We start from the raw sequence: 18576 nt of genomic DNA on the forward strand, positions 1-18576 counted from the left end.
ACCGCGACCTGACCGCTCGGCCGTCCGCCGCCGGGGACTCGCGCTTACGACCGCCCCGGTCTCGGCTGGATCCGGGGCCGTTCGCGTGCGTCCTGTGCCCGTCGCGCGTCAGGTGCGCGGTTCCTCGTGCGCCTCGCCGTGCGCCTGGACCAGCGCCGCGAGGCGCCGCGCCTCCGCGTCCCCGCGGGCGCCGTCGGCCCGCTGGATGCCCATGACCGCGAGGGTCGAGCCGTCCGCGAGGTCGAGCCGCACCCACGCGTCGCCGGAGCCGAACCGGACCGACACGACCTGCGCCCACTCGAGCTGCCGCGTGTAGATGACGTTGCGCACCCGCAGCCCGGAGCGCGACGGGACCGCGTGCACCCCGCCCAGGCGCCACAGCAGCCAGGCCGCGAACAGCGCGAACGCCGCCAGGGACAGCCGGTTCACCCACGACGTGCCGAGCGGTCCCGTCGCCGACAGCCCGACGACGACGCACCCGCCGACGACCACGACACCGGTCGCCCACGCCGACACGAGGCCGAACCGGGGCCGGAACGGCCGGTACGGGTCGTCGTGGCGCTCCCCGGGCAGACCAGGATCAGGGAACGGGTCGGTGCTCATGCCGCCACCGTCTCACACCCGCACGACGCTCACCGGCGCCGCCCCCGGGGCGAGCGGGGTCAGAGGCGGGACGCGTGGATCCGCGTCACGAGGATCGCGCGTGCCCCCACGTCGTACAGGGCGTCCATGACCTGGTTCGTCTGGTCGCGCCGCACCATCGCTCGCACCGCCGCCCAGTCCCGGTCGTGCAACGGGGACACCGTCGGCGACTCCAGGCCCGGAGTGATCGCGACCGCCCGCTCCACCAGCGACACCGGCACGTCGTAGTCCATGAGGACGTACTGGCGGGCCGTGAGCACGCCCTGCAGGCGCCGGCTCAGCACCTCGACCCCCGCCGGCACGTCCGCCTCCGCGACCGCGCGCGGACGGATCAGCACCGCCTCCGACACGAGGATCGGGTCGCCGAACACCTCCAGGCCCGCGCCCCGCAGCGTCGTGCCCGTCGAGACCACGTCCGCGACGACGTCCGCCACCCCGAGCTGCACCGCCGACTCCACCGCGCCGTCCAGGTGCACGACCGTGGCCTCCACGCCGTGCGAGCGCAGGTGCCCCTCGACCAGCACCTCGTACGACGTCGCCACGCGCAGCCCCTGCACCTGCTCCAGCGACGTCACCGCGCCCGCCGGGGCCGCGTACCGGAACGTCGACCCGCCGAAGCCGAGCTGCATGTGCTCCACGGCGTCCGCGCCCGAGTCCAGCAGCAGGTCCCGGCCCGTGATCCCCACGTCCACCGTGCCCGACCCCACGTACACCGCGATGTCGCGCGGACGCAGGAAGAAGAACTCGACGTCGTTGTCCGGGTCGGCCAGCACGAGCTCGCGCGAGTCACGACGCTGGCGGTACCCCGCCTCGCGCAGCATCTCGACGGCGGGCTCGGACAGGGACCCCTTGTTGGGGACGGCGATACGCAGCATGACAGGACCTTCGTTCAGGAGAGACAGGTGACAGGACGGGACGAGAGACGGGCGAGCGGCGCTCGCGGCCGGGAGCGGGAACGCTCACCGGCGCGGCCGCTCACAGATGCTCGTACACGTCCTGCAGGCTCAGACCCTTCGCCAGCATGAGGACCTGCAGGTGGTAGAGGAGCTGGGAGATCTCCTCCGCCGTCTTCACGTCACCCTCGTACTCGGCAGCCATCCAGACCTCGGCGGCCTCCTCGACCACCTTCTTCCCGATCGCGTGCACGCCGGCGTCCAGCTCCGCGACCGTGCCGGAACCGGCAGGTCGCGTGGTGGCCTTCTCGGACAGCTCCGCGAACAGGGACTCGAACGTCTTCACGCGCCCCAGGGTATCCGCCACGCGGGAGAGACCGGGGCGCGGTCCGCCCAGCGGGCACGCCCCGGCCCCCACGTCACAGGTCGCGCAGCGCCACCACCGTCGCGACCGCCGCCTCCGCGGCCTCCGCGCCCTTGTCCTCGCGCGACCCCTCCAGGCCCGCCCGGTCCAGCGCCTGCTGCTCGTCGTCGCACGTCAGCACCCCGAAGCCCACCGGCACGCCCGTCCGCACGCTCACGTCCGTCAGGCCCGACGTCGCGGCCTGGCACACGTACTCGAAGTGCGGCGTCCCCCCACGGATCACCACCCCCAGCGCCACCACCGCGTCCGCACCGTGCTCCACCGCGCGCGCCGCCGCGACCGGCAGCTCGAACGACCCCGGCACCCGCACCACGCTCACGTGCGACACGTTCGCCGCCGCCAGCGCCCGGCGCGCCCCCGCCAGCAACCCGTCCATCACCTCCGTGTGCCAGCTCGCCGCGACCACGGTCACCCGCAGCCCCGACCCGTCCACGCTCAACGTCGGCGCACCTGCCCCGCTCATCCCTCGTCCTCCTTCGTCTCGACGCCCAGCCCCTCGCCAGGCTCCACCAGGCCGGCCCCCTCCGGGACCGCCACCGTGTCCAGCAGGTGACCCATCGCCACCTTCTTCGTCACCAGGTACGCCCGGTTGTGCTCCCCGTGACCCACCTCGATCCGCTCCGTCCCCACGACGTCGATGCCCGACGCCACCAGGCCCGTCACCTTCGCCGGGTTGTTCGTCAGCAACCGCACCCGCGACAGCCCCAGGTCCGCCAGGATCGCCGCCGCCGCCCCGTACTCCCTACGGTCCACCGGCCACCCCAGCTCCAGGTTCGCCTGCACCGTGTCCAGACCCGCGTCCTGGAGCTCGTACGCCCCGATCTTCGCCAGCAGCCCGATGCCGCGCCCCTCGTGCCCCCGCAGGTACACCACCGCGCCGCCCTCCGCCGCGACCCGCTCCATCGCCGCCTGCAGCTGCGGACCGCAGTCGCACCGCAACGACCCGAACGCGTCACCCGTCAGGCACTCCGAGTGCACCCGCACCACCGGGGCCCCGTCCGGCCCGACGGCGCTCGCGGCCTCCGCACCGACCTCACCGCGGTCCGCCGAGCCAGCCTGGTCGACCGCAGGCACGAGAGCGACGTGCTCCGCCCCCGTCCGCAGGTCCCGGTACCCGATCACCCGGAACCGGCCGTGCGCCGTCGGGAGCACCGCCGAGGCGGTGCGGTGCACCCGCCGCGCCAACGCCTCCCGATCCGGCACCTCCGTGGCCACCGCAGGCGCTGGGTCGTGCACCCGCCGCCACGCCACCAGGTCCGCGATCGTGATGAGCACCAGCCCGTCACGCTCCGCCAGGGCCGCCGCGTCCCCCAGCCGCATCATCGTCCCGTCGTCGTGCACCAGCTCCGCGATCCCGCCGACCTCGCCCACCCCCGCCAGGCGCACCAGGTCCACCGCCGCCTCCGTGTGCCCCGCACGGTGCAGCACCCCACCCGGCACCGCCCGCAACGGCAGCACGTGACCCGGCCGGATCAGGTCCACCGGCCCCGACGCCGGGTCCGCCAGCACCCGCAACGTCCGCGCCCGGTCCTCCGCCGAGATCCCCGTCGTCACCCCCGTCGCCGCGTCCACCGTCACCGTGTACGCCGTACGCCGCGGGTCCTGGCTGTGCGGCACCATCAACGGCAGCTCCAGCGCGTCCGCCCGCGCCGCCGGCATCGGCGCGCACAGGTACCCCGACGAGTGCCGGATCGTCCATGCCACCCACTCCGCCGACACCCCCTGCGCCGCGAACACCACGTCCGCCTCGTTCTCCCGGTCCGGAGAGTCCGCCACCAGCACCGGTCGTCCCGCCCGGATCTCCGCCAGCGCCTCCTCGACCGACCCCAGGCGCACGCCCCCCGTCCCCTCCGGCACGGCGGCGCTCGCGGACCCCGCGCCCGTCACGACGCGCTCCCGGGGACCACGCCGGACAGGAGCAGGCGTTCGACGTACTTCGCGAGCACGTCCACCTCGAGGTTCACCCGGTCGCCCGGCACCAGGCCACCGAGGATCGTCGCCTCGAGCGTCGTCGGGATGAGCGAGACGCCGAACGTCTCGTCGCCCACGTGCGTCACCGTGAGCGACACGCCGCTCACCGCGATCGAGCCCTTCTCCGCCACGTACCGCGTCAGGCCCGCAGGCGCCGAGAGCACCAGGTCGTCCCAGCGCTCCCCCGGGTCGCGGCTCACGAGCGTCCCGACGCCGTCCACGTGACCCTGCACCACGTGACCTCCCAGCCGCGCGTCCGCCCGGACGGCCCGCTCCAGGTTCACCGGCGACCCCGCCACGAGGTCACCCAGGGCCGTACGACGCAACGACTCCGGCATCACGTCCGCCGTGAACGACCCGTCACCCCCGAGGCTCGCGACCGTCAGGCACACACCGTTCACGGCGATCGAGTCGCCCAGCGCCGCGTCCGAGGTCGCGAGCGGCCCCTCGACCGTGAGCACCGCGTCCTCCCCCTCGCCGCCCGGGAACCCGATGTCCCGGACCTTCCCGATCTCCTCCACGATCCCCGTGAACATCAGTCGTCCCGCCCTTCCGTGCTCTTCCTGGACACCACGAGCGCGTCGTCGCCGACGCGCCTCACCTCGACCGTGCGGAACCGGTGCGCGTCGGCGATCGTCGCCACGCCCAGCCCGCCCACGGCCCGCCGACCGCTCCCCAGCAGCACCGGGGCCACGTACGCGTGCAGCTCGTCCACCGCGCCCGCCGCGAGGAACGCCGTCGCGAGCGTCGGACCGCCCTCCACGAGCACGTGCCGCACCTCACGGTCACCGAGCCGGGCCAGCACCTCGCCGACGTCGCGCGTCAGCAGGTGCACCAGCTCGCCACCCTCGCCGCGCACCCGCGCCGACGTCGGGATCCCCCGCAGCCCGACGACGACCCGCAGCGGCTGGTGCTCCGCGAGCCGCCCGGCGCTCGCAGCACCCGCCGCGTGCACCCGTGCGGTGAGCTCCGGGTCGTCGGTCAGGAGCGTGCCCGTGCCGACGAGGATCGCGTCGACCTCGGCCCGCACGCGGTGCGCGTGCTCGCGTGCCGCCGGCCCGGTGATCCAGCGGCTCGTTCCGTCCTCGGCGGCGACGTAGCCGTCGAGCGTCGTCGCGGTCTTGAGCGTCACGTACGGCGTGCCCCGGCGCACGGACGTGAGCCACACCCGGAGGAGCTCCTCGCCCTCGGCGGCGCGCAGACCGCGCACGACCCGCACGCCCGCCGCGCGCAGACGGTGGGCGCCGCCCGTCGCCACGGGGTTGGGGTCGGCGACGGCGTGCACGACCTCGGCGACTCCGGCGGCGACGAGCGCGTCCGCGCACGGCCCGGTGCGGCCCGTGTGGGCGCACGGCTCGAGCGTGACGACGGCGGTCGCGCCGGTGACGTCGACGCCGCGCTCCCGGGCGTCGGCGAGGGCCGCGGCCTCGGCGTGCGGCGTGCCCGCGCCCCGGTGGTACCCCTCGGCGAGGACGGGCCGCGGGTGCGGGTCCAGCGATTCCGGTGCGGCGCCGTCGGGCAGGGCACGGCCGTGCGGGGCGGGCCCCAGCAGGACGCAGCCGACCCGGGGGTTGGGCCCGTGCGCAGGCCCGCGAGCCGCGAGCTCGAGCGCGCGCGCCATCGCGGCGTCGATCGTCAGGGTGCGGGGGTGCTCGCCCATCGTCCTCCTCCCGGGCACGAGCGCTCCGGGGTGAGGGCGGGCGACGGGGTCAGGCCTGGACCGGCCCGACGGCGTCGCTCACCACGGCGAGGCCGTCGCCGTCACGAACGGGTGCACCGACGGGTCGCCGGAGCACCACGCCCTGGGCGTGGCCGCGCCGCACGTGCTTCCTCCCATCCGGACTGTCACCGTCGGTCCTGGAGTTCCACCAGGTCAACCGCGCGTGGGCGCGGGTCGCGGACTGTCACCGCCGGCTCGGAATTGCACCGACCCCGGAGCACGTTCGTGCGTACTGCTGCTCTCAACCGAGCATGCTACTCGCGCATTCCTCGGGACCGACACGTCCGCCGTCGAGCGAGGGTGAACCGGGCCACCCTCCGCTCCTCCGTGCTGGTCGGTGAGGGGTCTCGGGTGGCTGGGGTGGTGATGGCCGCTTGGCACACTATTTTTCTCGGAACGAGAGAAGGAGCCCTCTGCTCGGGCTCCTTCTCGGGTCGGCCGTCAGTGCGCGTGCGCCGAGGCCTCCGCCAGCTCGCGCAGCGCCTGGATCTCGCCCGGCACGCTCTCCGCCCCGTACACCGCCGACCCCGCGACGAAGACGTTCGCCCCCGCGTCGGCCGCCCGCTCGATCGTCGAGCGCGACACTCCCCCGTCGACCTGGATCCACACGTCCAGACCCGACTCGCTCACGGCCTCGCGCGCCCGTCGGATCTTGGGGAGCGTCCCGTCGATGAACGACTGCCCGCCGAAGCCCGGCTCGACCGTCATGACGAGGATCATGTCGACCTCCGCCAGGAGGTCCAGGAAAGGCTCCACAGGCGTCGCAGGGCGCAGCGCGAGGCCCGCGCGGGCACCGAGGCGTCGGAGCTCGCGAGCGAGCCGCACAGGGGCAGCAGCGGCCTCGGCGTGGAACGTCACCGACGCCGCCCCGGCCTCCGCGTACGCCGGCGCCCAGCGGTCCGGGTCCTCGATCATGAGGTGCGCGTCGATCGGGACCGGTGACACCTGCGCCAGACGCTCGAAGACCGGCAGCCCGAGCGTGAGGTTCGGCACGAAGTGGTTGTCCATCACGTCGACGTGCGCGTAGTCCGCGGTCGAGATGGCGTTCAGGTCGCGCTCGAGGTTCGCGAAGTCGGCGGACAGGATGCTCGGTGCGATGAGGGCTGCCATGGGCCCCAGCCTAGGGCGCGTCCCGCCCGTCGCCTGCGCTCGTAGGCTCGTCCCGTGAGCACCCTCCCCTCCCCCGGCCCGACCACCCCGCCGCCCGCTCCGCCCGCTCCGCCCGCTCCGCCCGCTCCGCCCGCTCCGGCCGCTCCGGCCGCGGTGCACCGCCCCCTGACGGTGCGCCCCGCCACCGCGGACGACCTCGGGCGCGTCGCCGAGATCGCCGCCCCCTACGTCCGCGACACGTGCGTGACGTTCGAGGAGGAGGTCGGGGACGTCCCGGCGTGGCAGCGCAAGCTCGACGACGTCACCGCGCGCGGCCTGCCGTTCCTCGTCGCGGAGGTCGACGGCCCGACCCGGCCGGACGGCGCGAGCGACCCGGTGGTCGCGGGCTACGCCTACGCGTCCGCGTGGCGCCCGAAGCCCGCGTACCGGCACACCGCCGAGGACACGATCTACCTCGACCCCGCCTTCGCCGGGCACGGGATCGGCACCGCGCTCCTCGCCGCGCTCCTGGAGGCGTGCGCCGCCGCGGGAGTCCGCCAGGTCGTCTCCGTCGTCGCCGACGTGCCCGAGGCGGCGGGCTCGCTCCCCCTGCACCGCCGCTTCGGCTTCGTCGAGACCGGCCGCCTCACCGCCGTCGGCTTCAAGCACGGCCGCTGGGTCGACACGATCCTCCTCCAGCGATCCCTCTGACCCCGTCCTCCGGCGAGGCGGACCGCCGACCAGCGGTCTCGGCAGGTCGAGCAGGGCGCCTGTGCGTCAGGCGGTGCGGACACGCCATGAGCACCTGCTCGGCCCGCGCGGTCGACGCTCAGGCGACGAGGCCGCGGCGGAGGTCGGTCGTGCGCTGCTCGACGGTGCGCCAGGCGTGGCGGCTCACGCCCGGGTGGGAGTCGCGGTCGATGTCCGCGAGCGCCGCGAGAAGTGCGTCGAGGGTCTGGGCGACGGCGCGCTGGGCGCGGCGTCGGGGCAGTCCCCAGGTGGTGCCTTCGGTGACGAGGTCCTCGGCGGTGAGGTGGTCCATGTCGCGTTCTCCGGCGACGTCCATGGCGAAGACGCGCGAGGCGTGGTCGTGGTGGAGGTGCATGGAGACGTCGTAGGCGGGGGCGAGTCGTACGGTGCCGTCGGCGTGGCGGAGGACGGAGATGTTCTTGGCGTGGGCGTCGGTGTTGCCGATGGCGAGGTTGAAGGTGGTGAGGGCGAGGAGGGGGTCGGGGCGGGTGCCGTCGTCGCGGAGGGTGCGGGCGACGGCGGCGAGCGAGGGGAAGCGGCGTCCGTGCTGGAACTTGCGTTCGGGGTCGCGGGTGTTGATGCCGAGGGCCTGGGCGGCGTCCTCCTGGTGGAGGCGTGCGGTGCCGCTGGGTTCGGCGGGGTCGGGGACGCGGTCGTAGCGGGTGACGACGATGGCGCGTTCGCCGTCGAGCTCGGTGACGTGGGCGTCGACGGTGGTGAGGCCGATGCGGCGGGCGAGGTCGAGGGCGGCGGCCTCGGTGTTGACGAGGTCGGCGGTGGGTGAGTCGGAGGGGCGGGCGACCTTGAGGATGTGGGTGGTGGGCGCGGATCCGTGGGGGCGGGCCCAGCCGTGCTCGTCGTGGAGGAGGGTGATCTTGGGTTCCATGCCGGGCAGGGAGCTGGTGAGGTGGTCGGTGCGTCCTTCTCCCCCGCTGCGGGCGACGGCGGCGCGCAGGAGTCGCGCGACGGCGGCGTCGTCGAGTCGTTCGGGTGTGCCGGGGGTGGGGAGGGGCTGTCCTTCGGGCGCGAGGAGGACGGCGCCTGCGGTGTCGTGGCCGTAGTGGACGAGGAAGGCGAGGGCGTCGTCGGGGTCGATGCCGGCGTCGATGGCCATGGCGTCGCGCGTGCGGCCTTCGGGGAGGAGTCCGTCGAGCCAGGCGGCGACGCGCGCGGGGTGGGGCGAGGGCTCGTCGGGTGGGGTGATGGGGAGCAGGTGGGACAGGACGCGGGCGTCGTGTCCCCAGCGGTCGAGGGCGTCCGCGGTCCAGGTGAGGGTGACGCGGGGCGTGCCGTCGGCGGTGCGCAGGCCGGCGGGTGCGAGGGTCGCGACGGGGGTGCCGTAGAGCCAGGCGGTGACTGTGGTCATCGGCGCTCCTGGAGTCGCAGGTCGACGTCGAGGGTGTCGAGGAGCTCGAAGAGTCGTTGGACCCAGAGGTTCTCGACGCCGTTCTCGAGCTCGGAGAGGTACTGGCGGGTGATGCCGAGCTCGTCGGCGACCTCGGCCTGGGTGAGGCCGCGGGTGCGGCGGACGCGGCCGAGGTAGGCGCCGAGGTCGCGGGGGCTTCGGGGGGTGGTCCAGGTGTCGGCCATGCTCGCTCTCCTGCCGTCGGTGCGCGGCGCGCGTGCTGCGGCGTCGGGATTCCCTGACACGCCTGGACGTCAGGTTACTCCGACACGTCCAGGCTGTCGAGATATCACGACATCGCCTCGAGGACTGCGCCGTCACACCGTCCGGCGCAGCAGCGTCAGGTGCATCGCGTCGGTTCCGTGGACGTGCGGCCAGAGCTGGACGTCCTGGCGGTCGCCCAGCTCGATCGTGTCGCGCGCCTCGGGGCGCACGACGTCGCGCACGACGGCCGGGGCGTCGAGAAGCTCGACGTCGTCGCGGTGGCGCAGCACGTCGGCGACCACGACCTGGGTCTCGGCGAGGTGGGGCGAGCACGTGACGTAGCCGACCACTCCCCCGGGCCGGACGGCGTCCAGGGCGGAGTCGAGGAGCTCGCGCTGGAGCCCGGTGAGGGTCGCGAGGTCGGCCGGGGTGCGACGCCAGCGGGACTCGGGGCGGCGGCGCAGCGCCCCCAGGCCCGTGCAGGGGGCGTCGAGGAGCACGCGGTCGTAGGCGCCCGGCTCGTCCTGCCCGACGGCGCGGCCGTCGCCCGTGCGGACGGCCTCCACGGCGTCGGCCGGGACGGCGGCGAGCGCCTTCTCCACGAGGCGCGCACGGTGCGGCTGGACCTCGTTGGCGACGAGGCGCGCGCCCCGCTCGGCCGCGAGCGCCGCGAGGAGCGCGGCCTTGCCCCCGGGGCCGGCGCACAGGTCGAGCCAGCGGGCGTCGTCGGTCCCGGCGAGCGGTGCCGTGGCGAGGGCGAGGGCGACGAGCTGGCTGCCCTCGTCCTGGACCCCGGCGCGGCCGTCGCGCACGGCGCCGAACGCGGCAGGGTCGCCGCCCTCGAGCCGCAGCGCGGTGGGGGCCCATCGGGAGGGTGTGACGCGGTCGTCGCCGCCGGCCAGCTCGTCGGGGTCGGCGAGGCCGGGGCGGGCGACGAGCGTGACGCGGGGGGCGTCGTTGTCGGCGGCGAGGAGCGTGTCGAGCTCGGCGACGGGGCGGCCGTTGCCGGCGAGGGCGTCGCGCAGGGCGCGGGCGATCCAGACGGGGTGGCTCTGGGTGGCCGCGAGCGCCGCGAGGGCGTCGGGGGCGTCGTCGGCGATCGCGGTGAGCCAGTCGTCGAGCGGGGTGCGCGCGACGCGGCGCAGGACGGCGTTGACGAGCTGGGCGCTGCCGGCGCCGGTGCGTTCGCGCGCGAGCCCGACCGTCTCGGAGACGGCGGCGTGCTGGGGCACGCGCATGCCGAGGAGCTGGTGGGCGCCGAGGCGCAGGACGTCGAGCACGGGCGGGTCGAGGCGGTCGAGGGGGCGGTCGAGGCAGTGCGCGAGGATCGCGTCGTAGCGACCGCGGAGGCGCAGGGTGCCGTAGGCGAGCTCGGTGGCGAACCCGGCGTCGCGGCCGCGGATGCCGCGCTCGCGCAGCAGCGGGGGCAGGACGAGGTTGGCGTAGGCGTCGGAGCCGTCGACCTGACGCAGGACGTCGAACGCGACGGCGCGGGCCGGGTCGGTGCCCTTGCGGCGCTGGGAGGGCGCGTTCGAGCTGCGGGACGTCTCGCCGCGAGAGCGGGCGGCGCCGCGCTGACGGCCGCGCGCGTCGCGGCGCTCGTCGTCGCGGCGGTCGCGGCCGCCCTCGGCGCCGTTCGAACGGGCGTTCGATCCGCTGCCGCCGGTCGCTCCGCGCACGTTCGAACGCACGTTCGACGTGCGCCCGTCCCGTCCGGATCTCCTCGTCCCGTCGTTCGAACGTGCGTTCGATCCGCCGGTCGACGGTCGGCGGGCGTCGTCGCGGTCGCGGTCCGCGGGCGTGCTGTCGCTCATCGGACGACCTCCGCGCCGAGCACGAGATCCTCGGGAAGGCGGGCACCGCGCGCCCAGTCGGCGGCGGGCATCTGCTTCTTGCCCACGGGCGCGACGTCCCCGAGCTGGACGGCGTGCGTCGCGGTGCCGACGAGCACCTCCTTCTTCCCCGCCCGCACGCGCCCGGGGGCGAGGTCGGTGACGTCGGGGCGCGGCGTCACCGGGCCGAGCCCCAGACGGGCGGCACCGTCGGGACCGGGGACCGTGGTCCAGGAGCCCGGCGCGGGGGTGCAGCCGCGCACGAGGCGGTCGACCGCGAGCGCCGGGTGGTCCCATCGCACCTCCGCGTCGGCGGGCGTGAGCTTCGCGGCGTGGGAGACGCCGTCGGCGGGCTGGGGTTGCGGGCGCAGGGTCCCGTCCTCGAGCGCGTCGAGCGTCGCGACGAGCAGCCCCGCGCCGGACACGGCGAGGCGGCCCAGGAGGTCCCCGGCGGTGTCACGGGGTCGGATGGTCTCGGTCGTCGTGCCGAGCGTGGGGCCGGAGTCCAGGCCCTGCTCGATGAGGAACGTCGTGGCCCCGGTGACCTCGTCCCCGGCGATGATCGCGCGCTGCACGGGCGCGGCGCCGCGCCAGGCCGGCAGGACGGAGAAGTGCAGGTTGACCCACCCGTGCCGCGGCACGGCGAGCACGTCGGGGCGCAGGATCTCCCCGTACGCGACGACGGGTGCGGCGTCGACGTCGAGCTCGGCCAGGCGCGCGAGGAAGTCCTCGCCGCGGGGGCGGTCGGTGATCACGGGGATCCCGGCCTCCTCGGCGCGCACGCGGACGGGGCTCGGGGTCAGGCGCCGTCCCCGGCCCGACGGCGCGTCGGCGCGCGTGAGGACGGCGACGACGTCGTGGCGGGAGTCGAGGAGGGCGTCGAGGGACGGGACCGCGGTATCCGGGGTCCCGGCGAACAGCAGGCGCATGGGCCCGATTCTAGGTCGCCCGGTCCGACGGCCGGCCCTCGTCCGGCCCCGTCCGCGTGGCCCGCCACCTCAGACGCGACCGTCAGAACCGCAGATCGGCCGCGTTCGGGAACTCGGGGAACCGCGTGCCGTCGAGCGGCGCGAGCTCCAGGTAGCTCAGGAGGTCCGCATCCACGAAGAGCAGCACGAGAGCACGGTCGACCCCCGCCTCCAGCACGACGCGCTGCGCCGCGGAGGTGGCCCGCGCCCCCGGGACGCCGAGGTCGATCGTCGGGCACGCGCCGCACCCGCACGTCCCGACGACGCGCGTCGCGTCAAGCTGCTCGAGCCAGCGGCGGCGGTCCTCGGCGTCCTGGCTCGGCGGGACGGGCTCGCCGCGCACCCCCTCCTGGACCATCCGGACGAGCACGTCCCGCTCGCGCGGGGTCAGGGGGCGCGAGGCGGCCTCGCTCCTGTCGCCGGTCACGACGCCTCGCGGCTCCGCGCCACGGGCACGCCGAGGTCACGCAGGGCGGCGCGCAGGCCGGGCGTGCCGTCGAAGAGGTGCGTGCGCAGGCCGAGCCTCGCGGCGGCGTCGATGTTCGCGGCGCTGTCGTCCGTGAAGAGCGTGCGCGCCGGGTCGAGGCCGAAGCGCTCGACCGCGAGCGCGAAGATCGCGGGGTCCGGCTTGGCCAGGCCCTCACGCCCGGAGACGAGCACGTCGTCCATGAGCGTCGTCGCGGGCGCGGCGGGCGCGGCGTGCGGGTAGAGCTCCGCGGACCAGTTGGTCAGGCCGTACAGGCGCAGCCCGAGGTCCCGCAGCTCGCGCACGAGCGCCTCCGAGCCCTCCACGGGACCGGTGAGCGTCGCGGGGAACTCCGCGACGTACCGGTCCAGGAGCGCCACGTGGTGCGGGTGGGAGGCCTCGACGGCGGCGCGCGCGTCCGCCCACGTGGCCCCCGCGTCGCGCTCGTGGTTGAGGACGCGGAAGTCGACGTCGGCGAAGAACGCGTCGACGACCTCACGGTCCAGCCCGGCGTAGGCGCCGTACGGGTCCCAGCCCACCAGGACGTTGCCGAAGTCGTACAGCACGGCGTCGATCGCGCGCGCCGGGGCGCCTCCGGGGGTGCCGTCGGCCGTCGCGGGGTGGTGCGTCACAAGATCTCCTTCGGGTCGAGCTCCACCCGCACGCTACCCGGCTCGCGCCGCGCCGAGCGCACCGCGAGCGACGCGGCGAGCTCGCGCGCGAGCCGCCGACCGTCGCGGACGGGCACGCGCACGACGGCGCGCACCGGCGGGGCGTCCAGCAGCCCCGGTCCCGCGCCGTCTCCGGTCCCCATGCCCGATCCGGTGCCCGGCCCGGCGCCCGGCGCACGCCCGCGGGGCGGAGGCGCGGGCACCTCCACCGGTCCGAGGACGGCGTCGGGCCGCGCCAGCTCGACCCGCCCCAGCAGGGCCGCGACCGCCGGGCGGTCCCCCGTCACCGCCGCCACCCGCACGGCGGGCGGCAGCGACAGCTCGGCCCGCTCGTCGAGCTCGCGGTCCGCGAGGAGCGCCGGGTCCCACCGCACGAGCGCGTTCGTCGGTGCCGGGGCGGCGTCGCCGACGAGCAGCACCTGCCCGCCCGCCGTCGCCGGGCGCACGAGCGCGGCCGCGGCGAGCCAGCGCGCGAGCGCGTCCTGCGCGACGTCCAGCCCGACGTGCGCGGTGCTCACCGCGGCGTCGAGCAGCAGCGCGGCCACGTACCCGCCCTCGGCGACGGGCTCGGCACCCGGGGTCGCGACGACCAGCGCCGGACGCGAGGACACCGCGCCCAGCACCCCGCCCGCGGCGGCGGCGCCGGACACCTGCACGGGGACGCCCGCGAACGCGCGCCCCAGCTCCTCCGCCGTGCGCTGGGAACCGACCCGCACCGACCGCAGGCCCGTCCAGTGGCACTCCGCGCACGACCACCCGCCCGCGAGCGCCCCGCACCACGCGCACTGCGGGGTCGCGCCTGCTCCGGACAGCGCGAGCGGGCCGTGGCACACGGTGCAGCGCGCGGGGGTACGGCAGCGCCCGCACGCCACGACGGGCACGTACCCGGAGCGGGGCACCTGCACCAGCACCGGTCCCTGCTCGAGCGCGGAGCGTGCCGCGCGCCACGCCGCGGTCGGGATGCGGGCCGCGGCGCCCGGGCCCTCGGCCGCGAGCTCCACCGACGTCAGGGCCCGCACCCGGGGCGCGCGCGCCCGCACGACGTCGCGCGGCGCGGCCAGGTCGTGCGCCCAGCCCCGCGCGACGAGCGCGTGCGCCGCGACCGTGCGGCCGTGCGACCCGAGGAGGAACGCGGCGCCCTCCTGGTCGCTGCGCAGGGCGAGGACCTCGCGCGCGTGCGGGTAGGGGGCGCGCGGCTCGGCGAGCGTGTCCTCGCCGTCGTTCCAGCACACCACGAGGCCGAGGTCCGCGACCGGCGTGAACGCCGCCGCCCGGGTCCCCACGACGACGCGCGCCCGCCCGTGCAGCACCGCGAGGAACCCGCGGTACCGGGGGGCCGGCCCCTCGTCCGCGGTCAGGCGCACCACCTCGCCGCCCGTGGCCGCGTCCCACGCGGGCAGTCCCGCGGCGTCCAGGGCGGCGCACACCTGGTCCACGTCGCGCGCGTCCGGCACGACGACGAGCGCCCCCCGGCCGCCCGACCGCGCGGCGCGCACCGCCTCCGCGACCGCGGCGGCCCAGTGCGTCACGGGCAGGGGGTCCGCGCCCCGGCGCGCCCGCCCGGCCCCACGCCCGCGCTCGGCCGAGCCTGTCCCCGGGTCAGGAGGGGCGGGCGGCGCGAGGCCGGGCAGCGCGGTCCACACGGCCCGCGGGGCGCCCCCGCCCGCGACGTGCGCGAGGAACGCCGCGCCGGCGCGGTACGGGGCCCACACGGAGCCGCCGGACGTTGCCCCGGACCCCCCGGCCTCGGGTGCCGCGAGGTGCGCCTCGCCGGCCCCGATCCCGCCCGCCGGGGCCATGCCCCCCGTGGTGTCGCCCTCGGGTGCCGCGGCGACGGCGGCCGCGAGCGCCTGCTCGGCGCGCGCGTGCCGGGGCGGGACGGCGAGGCGGAGCACGTCCGACAGGGTGCCCGCGTAGTGGTCGGCGACCGAGCGCGCGAGCCGGGCCACGACGGGCGAGAGCACCGGCTCGGGCGAGACGACGCGGCGCAGCGGCAGGAGGCGGCCGTCGTGGTCGGAGCGCTCGGTCCGCTCCAGGACGTACCCGTCGACGTCACGGCCGGCGAACCGCACCTTGACCCGGACGCCGGGTCGCGCGTCGTCGGACATCGCCGCGGGCACGAGGTAGTCGAACGCGCGGTCCAGGTGCGGTGGCGCCAGGTCGAGCGCCAGCCGCGCGACGGGCAGGTGCGCCGCGACCTCCGGGGACGACGCCGCGGCGGGACGCCGCGGCGCGGCGGCCACGGAGACGCCCGGCAGGGTGTCCTGCACCGCCTGCGACGTGTCCTCGGGCTCGCTCACGACGTCATCGAACCACGCGCCGCCGTCACGCCCGGGCGGGCGGGCAGCACGTCGACGAGCACGCGGACGATCGGGCACGCCAGCGGCTTGACCAGCAGCCGGATCGGCACGGTCGGGCGAGGCCGGGCCGGGCTCGTCACACCTGGGACTGCAGGTCCGCGACGCGGTCCGTGCGCTCCCACGTGAACTGCTCCAGCTCGCGCCCGAAGTGCCCGTACGCGGCCGTCGCGGCGTAGATGGGGCGCAGCAGGTCCAGGTCGCGGATGATCGCCGCGGGACGCAGGTCGAACACCTCGCGGATCGCGGCCGTGATGCGCTCGACCGGCACCTTCTCCGTGCCGAAGGTCTCGACGTACAGGCCCACGGGGTGCGCCTTGCCGATCGCGTACGCGACCTGCACCTCGCAGCGGCGCGCGAGGCCCGCCGCGACGACGTTCTTCGCGACCCAGCGCGTCGCGTACGCGGCGGAGCGGTCCACCTTCGACGGGTCCTTGCCGGAGAACGCGCCGCCGCCGTGACGGGCCATGCCGCCGTAGGTGTCCACGATGATCTTGCGCCCCGTGAGGCCGGCGTCGCCCTGCGGGCCACCGACGACGAACGTGCCCGTCGGGTTGACGAACAGGCGCGTCTCGCGCGTGTCGAGGTCCACGCCCGCGGCCTCCAGGACCGGCGCGACGACGTCGTCCGCGACGAGCCGGTGCAGCGCGTCCTGGCGCACGTCCGGGTCGTGCTGCGTGGACAGGACCACCGTGTCGAGCGTGACCGCACGGTCGCCGTCGTACCCGATGGTGACCTGCGTCTTGCCGTCCGGGCGCAGCCCCGGCACCGTCCCGTCCCGGCGCACGAGCGCGAGGCGCTCCGCGAGGCGGTGCGCGAGCCAGACCGGCAGCGGCATGAGGCTCGGGGTGTCGTCGCTCGCGTACCCGAACATCAGGCCCTGGTCGCCCGCGCCCTGCGCGTCGAGCGGGTCGTGGTCGCGCTGGTCGTCGCGCTCCTCCAGGCTCTTGTCGACGCCCTGCGCGATGTCGGGAGACTGCTGCCCGATCGACACCGAGATGCCGCACGAGTCCGCGTCGAACCCGATCGCCGAGGACGTGTACCCGATGCGGCGCACGACGTCGCGCACGATCTGCGGGATCTCGACGTACGCGTCGGTCGTCACCTCGCCCGCCACGTGCACGAGGCCCGTGGTGACCATCGTCTCGACCGCCACGCGGGATGTCGGGTCCTGCGCCAGGAGCGCGTCGAGGATGGAGTCGGAGATCTGGTCGCAGACCTTGTCCGGGTGTCCCTCGGTGACGGACTCGGACGTGAACAGACGCAGATCAGCCATGCCGCACAGCCTACTGTCCCGAGGCGTGGGCGCGGGCATCCGGTAGGCGAGACGAGACGCAGTTCACCTGGTCGTCGTCCCGGCGCCGCGGACCCGGCCCGCGGCGACGACGTCCCACACGGCGTCCGCCACCGCACGCTTGGTGCCGCCCGCCGTCGCGACGACCTCGCCGGCCCCGTCGACGACGGTCACGTCGTTCGCGTCGACGCCGAACCCGAGCCCCTCGCCCACCGCGTTCACGACGAGCAGGTCCGCGCCCTTGCGGCGCGCCTTCGCCCGACCGTGGTCGAGCACCGAGCCGTCCGCGTCGCCCGTCTCGGCCGCGAAGCCCACCACGACCTGGCCGGCGCGCAGCCGGTCGTGCGCGAGCTCGGCGAGCACGTCGGGGTTCTCGACGAGCGCGATCGGCTCCGGCCCGCGGCCCGGCACCTTCTTGATCTTCGCCCCGGGCGCGTGCGCCGGACGGAAGTCCGCGACCGCCGCGGCCATCACGACGACGTCCGCCGACGCCGCCGCGGCGCGCACGGCCTCGCGCAGCTGCGCCGTCGTCTCGACCGCGACCACGTCGTCCAGGGCGGCGCCCTGCACCAGCGCGGCGACGTCGGGGGCGAGGTTCGCCGCGACGAGCGTCACGTGGGCGCCCCGCGCCCGCGCCGCCCGCGCGAGCTCGACGCCCTGGCGCCCGCTGGACCGGTTGCCGATGAAGCGGACCGGGTCGATCGGCTCGCGCGTGCCGCCCGCGGACACCACGACCCGTCTGCCCGCGAGGTCGCGCCCCGCAGCGGCGTCCGCGACGCCGGAACCGTCGCCGGAGCCCTCCGCGACGGCCAGCGCGACGCGCGCGATCTCGTCCGGCTCGGGCAGGCGGCCCGGGCCCGTGTCGGCGCCCGTGAGGCGGCCCGACGCGGGATCGATCACGTGCACGCCGCGCTCGCGCAGCGTCGCCACGTTCGCGCGCGTGGCCGGGTGCTCCCACATCTCGGTGTGCATCGCGGGCGCCATCACGACCGGGCAGCGCGCGGTCAGCAGCGTCGAGGTGAGCAGGTCGTCCGCCCGGCCCGACGCCGCCCGCGCGAGCAGGTCCGCGGTCGCGGGCGCCACGACGACGAGGTCCGCGCCCTGGCCCAGCGCGACGTGCGGCACGTGCTCCACGTCCTCGAACACCTGGTCCGTCGCGGGCTCGCCCGACAGCGCCTCCCACGTGGGCGCGCCCACGAACCGCAGCGCCGACGCCGTGGGCACCACGCGCACCCGATGACCCTGCTCGCGCAGCAGCCGCAGCAGCAGCACGGCCTTGTACGCCGCGACCCCGCCGCTCACCCCGAGCACGATCCGCATGTCGCTCCTCCCGCCGGTCCGGCTCCGCACCGCGCCCGCCCGGCCGTGGGCGGGCGTGGACGCACGAACGCCGCGCCCTCCCTGCGGAGGTGCGCGGCGTACGGGCTCAGGCCTCGTCGGCCTCGTCGGGCTCGGCCTCGATCGTCAGCAGGCCCGCGTTGATCTCACGCATCGCGATCGACAGCGGCTTCTCCTGGTTGCGCGTCTCGAGCAGCGGCCCGACGTTCTCCAGCAGGCCCTCGCTGAGCTGCGAGTAGTACGCGTTGATCTGGCGCGCACGCTTGGCCGAGTAGATGACGAGCGCGTACTTCGAGTCGACGTGCTCCAGCAGGTCGTCGATCGGCGGGTCGGTGATGCCCTCGGGGGCGGCGACGGTTCCGGACACAGTTCGCTCCGTGGGTTCAAGGGTCTGTAGCCGCGGCTACAGCTGGTCGATGGCGGCGGCGCGCCGACCGCTCCGTCCGGGGCCGGGCGGCGCGGGCCCGGGGGGGGGCCGGGGGGGGGGGCGGTTTAACAAAAACCGGCCCCCCTGACGTGGGTGCAGCGGGGGTGGGGTGGTGGGGGTGTTGA

Annotated in this window: 20 protein-coding genes and 1 riboswitch; of the genes, 1 reads left to right on the plus strand and 19 read right to left on the minus strand. The window is 76.1% G+C overall.

Annotation, left to right across the window (positions count from 1 at the left end; genetic code table 11):
* Positions 1–108: 108 nt before the first annotated feature.
* The 8 genes from ACFWH7_RS17320 to rpe all read right to left on the minus strand — a co-directional run bounded on the left by ACFWH7_RS17320 (position 109) and on the right by rpe (position 6760).
* Positions 109–603 (minus strand): PH domain-containing protein, encoded by a 495-nt coding sequence (locus ACFWH7_RS17320; protein WP_378218278.1) that lies wholly within the window; start codon positions 601–603, stop codon positions 109–111.
* A gap of 59 nt (positions 604–662) precedes the next feature.
* The gene (hisG, locus tag ACFWH7_RS17325; protein WP_378218280.1) at positions 663–1517 is read right to left on the minus strand and encodes an ATP phosphoribosyltransferase; all 855 of its coding nucleotides are present in this window, start codon (positions 1515–1517) and stop codon (positions 663–665) included.
* Between the two features lie 100 nt (positions 1518–1617).
* Positions 1618–1881, minus strand: a complete 264-nt coding sequence (locus tag ACFWH7_RS17330) for a phosphoribosyl-ATP diphosphatase (protein ID WP_024839663.1) — start codon at positions 1879–1881, stop codon at positions 1618–1620.
* Positions 1882–1954: 73 nt separating this feature from the next.
* Positions 1955–2422, minus strand: a complete 468-nt coding sequence (gene ribH, locus ACFWH7_RS17335; protein WP_205204177.1) for a 6,7-dimethyl-8-ribityllumazine synthase — start codon at positions 2420–2422, stop codon at positions 1955–1957.
* Positions 2419–3846: a 3,4-dihydroxy-2-butanone-4-phosphate synthase gene (gene ribB, locus ACFWH7_RS17340; RefSeq protein WP_378218283.1), complete on the minus strand. Its 1428-nt coding sequence runs from the start codon at positions 3844–3846 to the stop codon at positions 2419–2421. Before ribB ends, ribH begins: the two co-directional genes overlap by 4 nt.
* Positions 3843–4466 (minus strand): riboflavin synthase, encoded by a 624-nt coding sequence (locus ACFWH7_RS17345; protein ID WP_378218285.1) that lies wholly within the window; start codon positions 4464–4466, stop codon positions 3843–3845. Before ACFWH7_RS17345 ends, ribB begins: the two co-directional genes overlap by 4 nt.
* Entirely contained in the window at positions 4466–5590 is a 1125-nt protein-coding gene (gene ribD, locus ACFWH7_RS17350; protein WP_378218287.1) for a bifunctional diaminohydroxyphosphoribosylaminopyrimidine deaminase/5-amino-6-(5-phosphoribosylamino)uracil reductase RibD, read from the minus strand. The genes ACFWH7_RS17345 and ribD overlap by 1 nt, the downstream gene beginning before the upstream one ends.
* A gap of 160 nt (positions 5591–5750) precedes the next feature.
* Positions 5751–5874, minus strand: a riboswitch (FMN riboswitch).
* Positions 5875–6091: 217 nt separating this feature from the next.
* Complete coding sequence (rpe, locus tag ACFWH7_RS17355) at positions 6092–6760, minus strand: ribulose-phosphate 3-epimerase (RefSeq protein ID WP_277515456.1); 669 nt, start codon at positions 6758–6760, stop codon at positions 6092–6094.
* 54 nt (positions 6761–6814) lie between these two features.
* Here rpe and ACFWH7_RS17360 point away from each other — a divergent pair, with 54 nt between their 5' ends.
* Complete coding sequence (locus ACFWH7_RS17360) at positions 6815–7450, plus strand: GNAT family N-acetyltransferase (protein ID WP_378218290.1); 636 nt, start codon at positions 6815–6817, stop codon at positions 7448–7450.
* A gap of 118 nt (positions 7451–7568) precedes the next feature.
* Here the strand turns inward: ACFWH7_RS17360 and ACFWH7_RS17365 are convergent, their stop codons facing one another.
* From ACFWH7_RS17365 to rpoZ, 11 genes are all read right to left on the minus strand, one after another.
* Positions 7569–8855 carry a type II toxin-antitoxin system HipA family toxin gene (locus tag ACFWH7_RS17365; protein ID WP_378218292.1) on the minus strand — a complete coding sequence of 429 codons (1287 nt, stop codon included), beginning with the start codon at positions 8853–8855 and terminating at the stop codon, positions 7569–7571.
* Positions 8852–9079: a helix-turn-helix domain-containing protein gene (locus ACFWH7_RS17370; RefSeq protein ID WP_378218294.1), complete on the minus strand. Its 228-nt coding sequence runs from the start codon at positions 9077–9079 to the stop codon at positions 8852–8854. Before ACFWH7_RS17370 ends, ACFWH7_RS17365 begins: the two co-directional genes overlap by 4 nt.
* A 132-nt stretch (positions 9080–9211) precedes the next feature.
* Positions 9212–10912: an RsmB/NOP family class I SAM-dependent RNA methyltransferase gene (locus tag ACFWH7_RS17375; protein WP_463054462.1), complete on the minus strand. Its 1701-nt coding sequence runs from the start codon at positions 10910–10912 to the stop codon at positions 9212–9214.
* Positions 10909–11859, minus strand: a complete 951-nt coding sequence (gene fmt / locus ACFWH7_RS17380) for a methionyl-tRNA formyltransferase (protein ID WP_378218298.1) — start codon at positions 11857–11859, stop codon at positions 10909–10911. Before fmt ends, ACFWH7_RS17375 begins: the two co-directional genes overlap by 4 nt.
* 82 nt (positions 11860–11941) lie before the next feature.
* Entirely contained in the window at positions 11942–12325 is a 384-nt protein-coding gene (locus tag ACFWH7_RS17385; protein WP_378218300.1) for a hypothetical protein, read from the minus strand.
* Complete coding sequence (locus ACFWH7_RS17390; protein ID WP_378218302.1) at positions 12322–12996, minus strand: HAD family hydrolase; 675 nt, start codon at positions 12994–12996, stop codon at positions 12322–12324. Before ACFWH7_RS17390 ends, ACFWH7_RS17385 begins: the two co-directional genes overlap by 4 nt.
* Complete coding sequence (locus ACFWH7_RS17395) at positions 12993–15335, minus strand: primosomal protein N' family DNA-binding protein (protein WP_378218304.1); 2343 nt, start codon at positions 15333–15335, stop codon at positions 12993–12995. Before ACFWH7_RS17395 ends, ACFWH7_RS17390 begins: the two co-directional genes overlap by 4 nt.
* Positions 15332–15475 carry a hypothetical protein gene (locus ACFWH7_RS17400; protein WP_378218306.1) on the minus strand — a complete coding sequence of 48 codons (144 nt, stop codon included), beginning with the start codon at positions 15473–15475 and terminating at the stop codon, positions 15332–15334. The genes ACFWH7_RS17395 and ACFWH7_RS17400 overlap by 4 nt, the downstream gene beginning before the upstream one ends.
* A complete protein-coding gene (metK, locus tag ACFWH7_RS17405) occupies positions 15472–16668 on the minus strand; it encodes a methionine adenosyltransferase (RefSeq protein WP_378218308.1) in 1197 nt (398 codons plus the stop codon). The genes ACFWH7_RS17400 and metK overlap by 4 nt, the downstream gene beginning before the upstream one ends.
* A gap of 63 nt (positions 16669–16731) precedes the next feature.
* The gene (coaBC, locus tag ACFWH7_RS17410; RefSeq protein WP_378218310.1) at positions 16732–18006 is read right to left on the minus strand and encodes a bifunctional phosphopantothenoylcysteine decarboxylase/phosphopantothenate--cysteine ligase CoaBC; all 1275 of its coding nucleotides are present in this window, start codon (positions 18004–18006) and stop codon (positions 16732–16734) included.
* A 106-nt stretch (positions 18007–18112) separates the two neighbouring features.
* A complete protein-coding gene (gene rpoZ, locus ACFWH7_RS17415; RefSeq protein WP_047234226.1) occupies positions 18113–18391 on the minus strand; it encodes a DNA-directed RNA polymerase subunit omega in 279 nt (92 codons plus the stop codon).
* Positions 18392–18576 lie beyond the last annotated feature (185 nt).

The organism is Cellulosimicrobium cellulans (assembly GCF_042723955.1).
In the GTDB taxonomy this organism is placed as follows: Bacteria; Actinomycetota; Actinomycetes; order Actinomycetales; family Cellulomonadaceae; genus Cellulosimicrobium; species Cellulosimicrobium cellulans_H.